Genomic DNA, 11,943 nt, shown 5'->3' on the forward strand with positions numbered 1-11,943 from the left:
AGGAGATTAAAGTGTCCGAGACACGGCGTCCCTCACTGGCCGATCAGGTCTATGACCAATTGTTGGTCAAAATTCTCGAAGAGGAATATCCGGTGCATAGCCGGCTTCCGGCAGAAGATGTGCTGGCCCAGAGCTTTGGCGTATCCCGCCCGATCGTACGCGCGGCGCTGTCGCGGCTCCGTGATGACGGGATCGTTCAATCCCGTCGCGGCTCCGGCAGCTATGTCTTGCGGCGTCCTGACCGCCAGTTGATCAGCTTTGTGCCTCTGGAATCGATCTCCGATGTGCAGCGTTGTTACGAGTTCCGGATTGACGTGGAAGGGGCCGCCGCCGCATGGGCCGCCGAGCGCCGCGACGATGACGACCTCGCCGCGATGGAAGAGGCCTACCGCGTCATGGAACGCGCCTATCAGGAAAACGAACTGGCCGTGGATGCGGACCAGAGGCTCCACCTCGCAGTGGCGCGGGCCTCGAAAAACCCGTTCTTTTCCTCCGTACTGGAATCCCTTGGCGAACAGATCGCCTTTGGCGTCAAACTGTCACGCTCCCTGACGCTTCTGGACACGCCCACGCGGCAGGAACTTGTTCTGGCCGAGCACCGCGATGTGCTCGATGCCATCCGCAAGCGCCAGCCAGAGGTCGCTTCCGCCACCATGCGCTATCACATCACCGCCGCAAAAGACCGGATGTTCGTAGGGACGCAGGACAACTGAGCATTTTGAGACAGTTTTGATATTTAGATAAATGACTTAGGACACTGTGACCCGCAGCTCCCCGACGCCTTCGACTGCGGCCTCCATGACATCGCCGCGTTCGACCGGACCAACGCCTGACGGTGTGCCAGTCATAATAAGATCTCCAGCGGACAAGGTGAAATAGTCCGACAGGTAGGAGATCATTTCCGGCACTTTCCAGATCAGCTGGTCCAGATTCCCCTCCTGCCGCAACACCCCGTTTACCAAGAGCGACACGCGCCCTTTTGACGGGTGGCCGATTTCACTGGCCGGACAAATCGACCCCATAGGCGCAGAATGTTCGAATGCCTTGCCGATCTCCCAAGGACGCCCCATCTTCTTGGCCTGCCCCTGCAAATCGCGCCGCGTCATATCCAGCCCCACAGCATAGCCCCAGACATGATCCAGAGCCGCCTCCACAGGAATGTTCTTTCCGCCACGTCCGAGGGCGACGACCATTTCGATTTCGTGATGCACGTCGGTGGTCATGGGGGGGTAGGGAAACTCGCCGGAAAAGTCGAGATTGTCGGGATTTTTCTGGAAAAAGAACGGCGGTTCACGGTCGGGGTCATGGCCCATTTCAATGGCATGGGCGGCGTAGTTCCGGCCGATGCAATAGACCCGCCGGACGGGGAAACGCGCCGTCGTGCCCGTGATCGGGGCGAGAACGGGGGCGGGGGGCGTGATGACCAGGTCCGGCATGGATTTTCCTTTTTCTCTCATAACTTACGCGCATGACCCTCTCGCAAATTTGCGGGGACAAACGGTTTTGACTCTGGCTTTAGACTTGTCGCAAGACGGGGGGCGAGGTCAACGGCTTTTGCTTTTACCGCACTGAAAGCCGCGTGAAAATCACGCCTCTCTCGACCTTCTCACAGGAAACGCATAGCCTGCGGCAGAGACGCATGACGGGGGCTTGCCCGCGTGTCGGAGTTGTGTCGGATATCTGTCGGCCCCCTGTCGGGCACATTCCCTGACAGATATAACCGGTCCGATAGGCCCGCCCTCTACGTCCGCAAACAAGAGAGAACCGTAAGGATCGCAAGAAAGATGAAAACCCGCCTGCTCCGGCTCCTCGGCCCTCTTGTCGCGCTCGGTCTTGCCACCTCTGCGGCTCAAGCGCGCGACATCGTCCGGATCGGGGTTCTGGACTATTGGCACACAGAACATTCGCTCGACCAATGGCAACCGACCCAAGACGCCCTGAACCGCGCCTTGCCGGACTATGACTTCCGTATCGAAGGGCTGGACCTCTACGCGCTCGACACGGGTTTGGCGGAGCACCGGCTGGATTTCGTCATCACCAATCCGGGCAATTACGCCGTGCTCGAACACGACCACGGGATCAGCCGGATTGCCACTGCTCAAAATGACCTGCCCGTGGCCTCAACCGTCATCACCCGTGACGGGATGGAGCGGCTGACGGAGCTTGCGGGAAAGCGCCTCGCCATTGTCGCGCCAGAAGCTTTCGGCGGGTTTCAGGTCATCTGGTCGGAGATGCAAAAGGTGGACACGCGTCTGCCCGCGCAGGTCGAGCTTGTGACCACAGGCTACCCGATGCAACAGGTCGCAGAGGCCGTGCTGGCGGGCCGCGCGGATGCGGGCGTGTTGCGCAGCTGTATGCTGGAAGACTTACAGACAAGCTATCCAGACCGCTTCGGCGCCTTGACCGCCTTTGCCCTCAATCCGGAGGCCAGCGCGACCACGCAATGCGCCACATCCAGCGCGATCTATCCCGGCTGGCCCTTCGCCAAAGCGCCACAGACCACACCGGAACTGGCCAAACAGGTCGCCGTCGCGCTGTTGCAGATGCAGGCGGGCAACCTCTGGACCGTGCCTCTGGACTACCAGCCGGTGCATGAGCTGATGCGCGAGCTTCAGATCGGCCCCTATGCGCGCACCGGTCCGGTGTCGGTGCAGGAATTCATCGACGACTATCGCGAATGGTTGATCGTGTTTGCCGCCGCCCTGATGTTCTGGGCGCTTTATTCGGTGCGGATCGAGACCTTGGTGCGCCGCCGCACGCGGGCGCTGGACGAGGCCAATGCCCACCTCAAGGACGAAATGATCGAACGCCAACGCGCAGAGGCCGCCGACCGCCAGCACCTGCGCGAGCTTGAACATGTGGCGCGGCTTTCCATTCTGGGCGAAATGGCCAGCTCCATCGCCCATGAGCTTAACCAGCCACTCAGCGCGATTTCCAATTATGCGCAGGGCTGTCTGTTGCGGATCAAGGCGGGGCGGTTCTCCGAAGAGGACATGAAACGCGCCTCAGAGGAAATGTCGGGACAGGCGGAGCGCGCCGCTCTGGTGGTCAAACGCATCCGCGCCTTCGTGCGCAAACGCGAGAGCCAGAGGGCACCTGTGGACATGGCGGCTCTGCTCGAAGACAGCGCCGCGATCTATGCCGCCTCCACCAACCGGGCGGGGGTGTCGGTCGATCTCTCGCTGGCTGACGGCTTGCCGCCGGTCATGGCGGATCGGGTGCAGTTACAGCAGGTCATTCTCAACCTCGTGCAAAATGCCATCGACGCGATGGGGGAGACCCCGCCGCAGGAGCGCGACCTCATCATCCGCGCCGCCCGCCATGACGATCCTTCGCGCGGGGCGGGGCTTTGCCTCTCCGTGCGCGATCACGGGCATGGTATGACGCCGCAAGCGATGGAACATTTTGCCGAAGCCTTTTATACAACAAAGCCGGAGGGGGTCGGTCTTGGCCTTGCTCTGTCGCGTTCGATTGTCGAAGCCCACGAAGGCTGGATGCGCGCCGAACAGCCCGAAGACGGGCAGGGGCTTCGGGTCGTGATCTGGCTGCCCGCAGGAGATCAGGATGAGTTGTGAAGGCATCATTCATATTGTTGATGACGACCGCGCCGCGCGGGAGGGGCTGGGGTTTCTGCTCTCCTCGCTCGGGCTGGAGATCAGGGAACATGCCTCCGCTGCCGCGCTTCTGGACATGATCGGAGATCAGGCCGAGGGCTGTATCCTCGCTGATGTGCGGATGCCGGAGATGACGGGGCTGGAGCTTCTCGACGAATTGAAACGGCGCAACTGTCCGCTGCCGGTCATCATGATCACGGGACATGGCGATGTGCCGATGGCGGTGCGGGCGATGCGGGCAGGGGCCATCGACTTTTTCGAAAAACCGGTGGACGGCATGGCCTTGGTGGACCGGATCAAGGATGCGCTCGCCGCCAGTCGGGAACGCGCCAGAGAGGCGCGCAAGACGGCCAGCCTGCGCGAGAAGACCAACAGTCTGACCGCGCGTGAGGCAGAGGTCGCCCGCGCCGTCGCCCGCGGCCTTCAGAACAAACAGATTGCCACCGAGTTGGGCATCAGCCCGAAAACCGTGGAAATCCACCGTCACAATGTGATGGAAAAGATGGGGGCCGGTTCCACCGCCGACCTTGTGCGGCAGCTTGTCGCGGCGGGATGGGCGGAGATTTAGGGGTTTTCCCCTAACACCTTCGGGTTTCCGCCAATACCGCGCCGGAGCGCGGGGGCATATCCTGTGGCTGATCAGAATGAAAGGATCAGCCAAATGGACACGACACGTCGCGGATTTCTCGGAGCGATCGGACAGGTGACCATCGGTGCCGCGGCTTCTGTCGCGGGCGCAAGCCAATCCGCCGAGGCTGCCGAAGAGAGCCACGTCCCGCATTGGGGTATGGTGGTGGACCTCAGAAAATGTATCGGCTGTCAGGCCTGCACCGTTGCCTGCATCATGGAAAACGCCGTGCCGGAAGACGCTTTCCGCACCCATGTTTCGGTTTATGAACTTGTGAAAGACGGGCAGGACCCCGCGATGGTCATGCTGCCGCGGCTTTGCAACCATTGTGACGATCCGCCCTGTCTGCCGGTCTGTCCGGTGGAGGCCACGTTTAAGGCCGAGAATGGCGAGGTTCTTGTGGATGCCTCGAAATGCGTCGGCTGTGCCTATTGTGTGCAGGCCTGCCCTTATGACGCGCGGTTCATCAACCACGAAACGCAGGTGGCGGACAAATGCACCTTCTGTTTCCACCGCACGCAGCACGGGCTGTTGCCCGCCTGTGTCGAGACCTGTGTCGGGGGTGCGCGGAACTTTGGTGATCTCAACGATCCCGACAGCGAAGTGTCGATCATGCTGCGCGAGAACGAAGTCTCGGTGCTGCGGCCCGAGATGCACACCAATCCCAACGTCTACTATATCGGCCTCGACGATGTGCTCGATGGTCGGGTGGCCGGTGACTCCGCCTATCATCCGGAGATGACCGGTCAAGCTCATGCGCACGGGGAGGGCCTGTGATGGAAACCCAAGTTCAAGAACTCGTCGGGGCGGTCCATGATGCGGCGTGGCAGCCGTGGGCGGTCCAGTATTTCTTTCTCATCGCGATTTCAGTGACCGCACTTCTGATGGCGCTGCCGGCCTTTGTGTTCGGGCGTCACACAGATCTGCGTGCGGCGCGGCTGGCGCTTATGGTCGCCGTGACCACGGGGATCACCGCCCCGATTGCGCTTCTGGCGGATTTGCACCAGCCTTTCCGTTTCTGGGAATTCTTTGTCTACACCCATAAAAGCTCGTGGATGGCATGGGGCGCGTGGATCGTGCCGTCTTATGTCGTGCTGATGCTGTTGTTCGCGTGGTCGCTGCACCGTCCCGAATTCTACCGGATGGGGCAGGACGACTGGCGCTTTGCATGGTTGTTCCGGCTGTTCTCGCTGGGCGGCGCGGCCAATGGTTTTGCCCGTCCGCTCGGCATGCTGGCCGGTGTCGCGGCCTTGGGTATCCTGACCTATACAGGCATGGAAGTGATGGTCGTGCGCGCCCGTCCGCTGTGGAACACACCTTTCCTGCCGCTGCAATTCGCCGCCACCGGTGTGGTCGGAGCCTTGGGCGTGATGGTGGTGCTGGAACGCCTGCTCAACCGTGACGCAGGGCTTGAAGCCACGATAAACCGCAGGCTGGCAATTGCGCTGGCCACTGTCGGCGCGTTCGGCGTCGCATGGTTCGCAGTCGCGCTCTCCGGCATCTCGCCGGTGCATAGCGAGGCGCTGGCCTCTGTCGCAGGCTTTTCCGTCTGGAAACAGATCGCCCTGTGGGGTGCTGCCTCCATCGCCATTCCCTTTGTCCTCGCACTCACCCTGCCGCAAAGCACGGGATGGATCACTGGCCTGATCGCCATTCACGCCGCATGGATGTTCCGCTGGACCGTGTTCATGGGCGGCCAAGCCGTACCGAAAGTCGGCTCCGGCCTCTATGACGCGCTCATGCCCACCGGTCTGGGCGGGCTGATGGGGGTGATCGGAACCTTCGGCCTCTGGGTTTTCCTCATGATCGTCTACACGACCTTCCTGCCGTGGACCGACGCCACACCGCCAGCCCCCGGTCAATCCTTTGGCCAAACACAGTCCAAACCTGCCCGCACTCAGGAGATATAACATGACCAACCGTCGCAACATTCTCAAAGGTGTCGCCGCCGCAGGTGCTCTGGGCACATTCGGCGCAGGCTACGCAGAAACCGTCCAGAAACTTGCCAAAGGCAAATGGTCTGGCAAGAAACCCCGCGACGAGCATGTCGTGGGCAATTCGATCCCCGCCGAATTCACGATTGATCCGGAAACCGGCGATGTGACGCTCAACCCCGATCAGGCGATGAGCTACACCATGTGCATCGGCTGCACGACCATGTGCGGCGTGCGGGTGCGGGTCGATAAAAAGGCCAACAAGGTGCTGCGCGTGGCGGGCAATCCCTATTCCCCGATGAGCACGGACCCGTTCATCCCCTATGAATCCTCCGTGGCCGAAAGCTTTGCCGCAATGGCACAGGCCGGACCGGGGCAGGGGCTGACACGACGCTCCACCGCCTGCGGGCGCGGCAATGCCGTGCTGGAACAGGTGGACAACCCGCGCCGCGTGCTCAAACCGCTCAAACGTGTCGGCCCGCGCGGGTCGGGCAAATGGGAAACCATCAGCTTTGAACAACTCGTCGAGGAAGTGGTCGAAGGCGGGGATCTCTTTGGCGAAGGCCCTGTTGCCGGTCTGCGCGAGATTCGCGACCTTGAAACCCCCGCCGTGGAGGGCGCGCCCGAATTCGGTCCGCGTGCCAATCGTCTGGTGTGGATGAACTGCGTCGATGACGGTCGGGACAATTTCGTTCTGCGCTGGCTGAAACAGAGCTTCGGCTCCAACAACTTCACCCGCCACGGCAGCTATTGCGGCGGGGCCTATCGCTCCGGCTCGGGCGCGATGTTCGGTGATTTCAAAGCCATGCCCCATGCCAAGCCGGATTTCTCCAACGCGGAGTTCATCATCTTTGCGGGCACGGCGCCGGGCAACGCGGGCAACCCGTTCAAACGCATCGGCAATCTTGTTGCCAAGGCGCGTTCGGATGGCAATCTGAACTATGTCGTGGTCGATCCCGTCCTCAACAACGCCCAGAACGGCCCCTCCGGCGAACGCGCACGCTGGGTGCCGATCAAACCGGGCACGGATGGCGCGATGGCTATGGCGATGATCCGCTGGATGTTTGAAAACGAGCGGTTCAACGCAACCTATCTGGCCAACCCCTCCAAAGCGGCCGCCGATGCGACCGGTGAGACAAGCTGGTCCAATGCGACCCATCTGGTCATCACCGATCAGGACCACCCCCGCTACGGGCATTGCCTGCGTGGCTCCGACATGGGGCTGACAATCGAGGGCGAAGCCTATTCCGACGCCGATCCCTATATGGTGATTTCCGAGACCGGCCCCGTTGCCGCCGGAGCCAGCCCCGCGCCGCTGTTCCATGCGGGTGTGGTCGAGACACCGAACGGTGCGATCAAAGTCAAAACCGCGCTGACACTTCTGCGCGAGGAAGCCATGTCGCGGGAAATGTCCGACTATGCCGAAGACTGCGGCATTCCTATCGAGAAGCTCGTTGAGCTGGCCCGCGAATTCACCAGTCACGGCCGCAAAGCCGCCGTCAGCAGCCACGGCGGCATGATGAACGGGTCGGGCTTTTACAATGCCTATGCCTTGATGATGCTCAACACGCTGATCGGCAACCTGAACTGGAAGGGCGGCACGATGATTGCAGGCGGCGGTTTCTCCGAGACCAAAGGACCGGCCTATGATCTGGTGAACTTCCCCGGCAAGGTGAAGGCCAAGGGCCTGCCTTTCGGGCGCAACGTACCCTATGAGAAAACGACCGAGTTCAAGACCAAGAAAGCGGCAGGTGCACCCTATCCTGCGGATGCGCCGTGGTATCCCAACGCACCGGGTCTTGCGACGGAATGGATGTCTTCGCTGGTCAACGGCTATCCCTACGGGGCCGAGGCGCTCATCTTCCGCAACACCAACCCGATTTACGGCATCCCCGGTGTGGCGCATCTGCTCGACAAGCTGAAAGACCCTGCGGTTGTGCCGCTCATCATCTCGATTGATCCGTTCATCAATGAAAGCACGGCGATTTCGGATTACATCGTGCCGGATTCGGTGATGTATGAGACTTGGGGCTTCACCAAGCCTTGGGGCGGTGTGGCGACGAAAGCGACCTGTGCTCGCTGGCCGGTGATCGAGCCGAAGATGGCGCAAAACGCCGAAGGCCAGCGCGTCGGTCTGGAGACCTTCCTGATCGGTGTGGCCAAGCGCATGGGCCTGCCGGGCTTTGGTGACGAGGCCATTCCCGATGCGCAGGGCAAACTGCATCCGCTCAACCGCGCCGAGGACTGGTATCTGCGCGGGGCGGTGAATGTGGCCATGACCGGCGAACCGGTGTCTGATGCCACGGACGAGGACATTGAACTGTCCAATGTGGCGCGGATACTGGACGATATGAAAGCCACGCTGAAGCCGGAGGAATGGCGCAAGGCGGCGACGATCTTTGCCAAGGGCGGGCGCTACGAGAATATCGAGCGCAGCTATCAGGGCGACAAGGCGACCTATGCGTTCAACCCGCCGATGCTGGTCTGGAACGAGGGTCTCGGCAGTTTCCGCCGCGCCACCACGGGCACGCATTTGCCGGGCACACCGGCATGGCGCGCACCGGAGTTTTCGGACGGCTCGAAGGTCCATGATCATTACCCGCGCGAGGACTGGCCGGTGCAAGTGGTCAGCTTCAAGTCGCCGTTGCAGAACTCCTACTCCGTGGGCGCGAAGTCGCTTTTGCGCATTGTGGCCTCCAATCCGGTGAATGTCGGGCGGGATCTGGCGCAGGCGCACGGGATCAAGACCGGCGACATGGTGCGGCTGACGACTCCGGGCGGGACGCTGGAAAGCGTGGCGGTGGTGCGCGACGGGGTTGCGCCCGACACGGTTGCCATCGAGCACGGCTTCGGCCATCGCGGTTTCGGGGCGCAGGACATCACCATTGACGGGACCACCATGCCCGCAGACCCGCGTCTGGCGGCGGGTGTGCTTCTGAACGATCTGGGGATGTTGGACCCGACACGCGGCAAGGCGGGGGTCTGGGTCGATCCGGTCTCCGGCACCGCCGTGCGTCACGGTCTGCCTGCGCGGATCGAACGGATCTGACGCCTCTGGCGACGGCAGTCCGGCTTTACCTGTTGCGCGATGTGCTGCGGGGGGAGGCGGACTGCGCCAGAATGTCAGTGATCTGCATGTCGCTCAGGGCAACCGGATTGGCCTTCGTCGAGGAGGCGGTCAGGGCACTCTGCGCGATCTCCGGCCAGAGTTCCGCGCCACAGTGCAAGTCCTCTAGCGAGGCCAGCCCGTGATGGTCAATAAAGCCTCGCAGCGCCTCTGCGCCTTGTCCGGCGTGACTGGGCGCATCATCCGTCCCGAACACGGCCCAAAGCCACGCATCCACCTGATCAATCCGGTCGGCGGGCTGGCCGGTGGCAATCAGGGCGGCGCGGTTGACCGTCAGGGCCGCGGGCAAAAGCCGCCCGCAGATCGCCCCATGCGCCCCGCCGCGACTGCCGATCACAGCGGCCAGACCATGCACGACACCAAGGCCGGAATTGGCGAGGGCGACACCGCTGATGTAGCTGGCGCGTGCCATCGCCTCCCGCGCTGCGGGGGCGGGGTCTTCCATAAGCTGTCGCAAAGCAGTCATGGCCGCAGGGATCGTGTCGCGGCACAGGGCATCGGTCAGAGGATTGGCACGGTTGCACAGATGGCTCTCGACCAACTGCGTCAGCGCATCCAGCCCCGTGGCGAGTGTCAGGCCTTTGGGCAGATCATCGGTCAGGGCCGGATCGACAAGCGCCAGATCAGGGAGCAGACGCGGATCGCGCAGGCTGATCTTAAGCTGGCGGTCGGGGAGCGAGATCACCGCATTGCGGGTGGCCTCCGCGCCCGTGCCCGATGTGGTGGGAATGGCGACGAAAGGCAGGGGATCTTGTAGCACAGGGGCCGGAGAGGCACCGAAGCCGAGATAATCGAGCACATCGCCCTCAGACACACAAAGGCCGGACACCGCCTTGCCCAGATCAATCGTCGCCCCGCCGCCCACGGCGACAATGCAATCGGCCTGCATCTCGCGCGCCTTGGCCACGCTGCGGCGGACATCTTCCACCGTGGGCTCGCCCGCGCTTTGCAGAACCTCAACTTCCAGCCCCCGCGCAACCAAATCCGCCGTCAGCACATCGGCCCAAGCCACCGACCCGCTACGCAGCAAAAGAATGCGCTGTCCCATGCCCGCGATCTCATCGGCGGCCCGAAGGCGGCTGTCGCGGCCAAAGATCGTGCGTGCGGGTGTGAGAAGGGTAAAGCCCTGCATATCCGCCCTCCCTCAGAACCGCATCGTGGCATCGACCGCGCGTTTCCAACTGTCGTATTTCGTCTTGCGCACCTCCTCGGCCATATGCGGATGGAACTGACGCTCCAATGCCCATGTGGCGGCGAATTCTTCCTGATTTGGATAGAAGCCCGCCTTCTGACCCGCCAGCCACGCCGCCCCCATCGCGGTGGTCTCCACGACTTTCGGGCGATCCACGGGAGCCGCGATGATGTCGGAGAGGAATTGCATGGCGTAATCCGACGCACTCATCCCGCCATCGACCCGCAGCGCGGTTGTGGACGCGCCTTGCCAATCCGCATGCATCGCCTCCAGAAGGTCTCGGGTCTGATAGCCCACGCTTTCAAGTGCGGCGCGGGCGAATTCCTCGGGGCCGGAATTGCGGGTCAGCCCGAAAACCGCGCCGCGACATTCAGCATTCCAATAGGGCGCGCCCAACCCTGTAAAGGCGGGGACCAGCACCACTTCCTGCGTCGGGTCGGCGCGTTCGGCCAAGGGCTGTGTCTCCTTCGCCTCACGGATGATCTTCAACCCGTCGCGCAACCATTGCACCACGGCGCCCGCGATAAAGATCGAGCCTTCCAACGCATAGGTCGGCTTGCCATCCAGTTGATAGGCGATGGTGGTCAGAAGCCGGTTTTGCGAGCGCACCGGCGTGTCGCCCGTGTTCAACAACGCAAAGCAACCGGTGCCATAGGTTGACTTGAGCATACCGGGCTGGAAACAGGCCTGACCCACGGTGGCGGCCTGTTGATCGCCCGCGATGCCAAGGATCGGGATCGGACGCCCAAAGAGATCGGCACGGGTTTCTCCGAAGTCCGACGCGCAATCCTGCACTTCGGGTAGCATGTTCATGGGAATGTTCAGCCGTTCACAGATGGTCTGCGACCAGCGGCCCTTGCGAATGTCATAGAGCATCGTGCGGGCTGCATTGGTGGCATCGGTCACATGGCGCTTGCCGCCGGTCAGGTTCCACACCAGCCAGCTGTCCACCGTGCCAAACGCCAGTTCTCCGGCCTCGGCACGGGCGCGCACGCCCTCCACATTGTCGAGTATCCACGCCAGTTTGGTGCCGGAGAAATAGGGATCAAGCAAAAGCCCCGTCTTCTCCGTTACCACATCTTCGAAACCTTCCGCCTTGAGCGTTTTGCAAAACTCGGAGGTGCGGCGGTCCTGCCAGACGATGGCGTTGTGGACGGGTTTGCCGGTCGCGCGGTCCCAGACCAAGGTGGTCTCGCGCTGGTTGGTGATGCCAAGGGCCACAATCTCCTGCGCGCCAATCCCCGCCTTTTCGATCACCGAGCGACAGGTGGCCGCCGTGGTGGACCAGAGATCGGAGGCCTCATGTTCAACCCAGCCGCTTTGCGGGAAATGCTGTGTGAATTCCTCTTGCGCGGTGGCTGTCACAGACAGGCTCTGGTCAAACAGGATCGCCCGCGTCGAGGTTGTTCCTTGATCAATGGCTAGAATATAGGTCACGCACATCCTCC

The 11,943-nt window shown here is 62.2% G+C and carries 9 protein-coding genes; 6 read left to right on the forward strand and 3 right to left on the reverse strand.

What is annotated here, in order from left to right:
* Positions 1 to 11 precede the first annotated feature (11 nt).
* A complete protein-coding gene (locus tag KO492_RS01440) occupies positions 12 to 713 on the forward strand; it encodes a FadR/GntR family transcriptional regulator (RefSeq protein ID WP_066598719.1) in 702 nt (233 codons plus the stop codon).
* Between the two features lie 36 nt (positions 714 to 749).
* On the opposite strand, the gene KO492_RS01445 is transcribed toward KO492_RS01440, so the two are convergent.
* Positions 750 to 1,436 carry a fumarylacetoacetate hydrolase family protein gene (locus tag KO492_RS01445; RefSeq protein WP_216043339.1) on the reverse strand — a complete coding sequence of 229 codons (687 nt, stop codon included), beginning with the start codon at positions 1,434 to 1,436 and terminating at the stop codon, positions 750 to 752.
* A 348-nt stretch (positions 1,437 to 1,784) separates the two neighbouring features.
* On the opposite strand from KO492_RS01445, the gene KO492_RS01450 reads away from it, so the two are divergent.
* The 5 genes from KO492_RS01450 to KO492_RS01470 all read left to right on the forward strand — a co-directional run bounded on the left by KO492_RS01450 (position 1,785) and on the right by KO492_RS01470 (position 9,225).
* Positions 1,785 to 3,575, forward strand: coding sequence for a sensor histidine kinase (locus tag KO492_RS01450; protein ID WP_216043340.1), 1,791 nt, complete (start codon positions 1,785 to 1,787; stop codon positions 3,573 to 3,575).
* Positions 3,565 to 4,182, forward strand: a complete 618-nt coding sequence (locus KO492_RS01455) for a response regulator transcription factor (protein WP_216043341.1) — start codon at positions 3,565 to 3,567, stop codon at positions 4,180 to 4,182. Before KO492_RS01450 ends, KO492_RS01455 begins: the two co-directional genes overlap by 11 nt.
* 93 nt (positions 4,183 to 4,275) lie before the next feature.
* Complete coding sequence (dsrO, locus tag KO492_RS01460) at positions 4,276 to 5,019, forward strand: sulfate reduction electron transfer complex DsrMKJOP subunit DsrO (protein ID WP_066598708.1); 744 nt, start codon at positions 4,276 to 4,278, stop codon at positions 5,017 to 5,019.
* Entirely contained in the window at positions 5,019 to 6,152 is a 1,134-nt protein-coding gene (gene nrfD, locus KO492_RS01465) for an NrfD/PsrC family molybdoenzyme membrane anchor subunit (RefSeq protein WP_216043342.1), read from the forward strand. Before dsrO ends, nrfD begins: the two co-directional genes overlap by 1 nt.
* A 1-nt stretch (position 6,153) precedes the next feature.
* Positions 6,154 to 9,225, forward strand: a complete 3,072-nt coding sequence (locus KO492_RS01470) for a molybdopterin dinucleotide binding domain-containing protein (RefSeq protein ID WP_216043343.1) — start codon at positions 6,154 to 6,156, stop codon at positions 9,223 to 9,225.
* Positions 9,226 to 9,250: 25 nt separating this feature from the next.
* Here KO492_RS01470 and KO492_RS01475 read toward each other — a convergent pair whose 3' ends face one another.
* Together KO492_RS01475 and glpK are read right to left on the reverse strand one after the other, a co-directional pair.
* Positions 9,251 to 10,435 carry an iron-containing alcohol dehydrogenase gene (locus KO492_RS01475; protein ID WP_216043344.1) on the reverse strand — a complete coding sequence of 395 codons (1,185 nt, stop codon included), beginning with the start codon at positions 10,433 to 10,435 and terminating at the stop codon, positions 9,251 to 9,253.
* 12 nt (positions 10,436 to 10,447) lie between these two features.
* Complete coding sequence (gene glpK / locus KO492_RS01480) at positions 10,448 to 11,932, reverse strand: glycerol kinase GlpK (protein ID WP_216043345.1); 1,485 nt, start codon at positions 11,930 to 11,932, stop codon at positions 10,448 to 10,450.
* Positions 11,933 to 11,943 lie beyond the last annotated feature (11 nt).

This window comes from Celeribacter halophilus (genome assembly GCF_018860305.1).
GTDB classification, from domain to species: Bacteria; Pseudomonadota; Alphaproteobacteria; order Rhodobacterales; family Rhodobacteraceae; genus Celeribacter; species Celeribacter halophilus_A.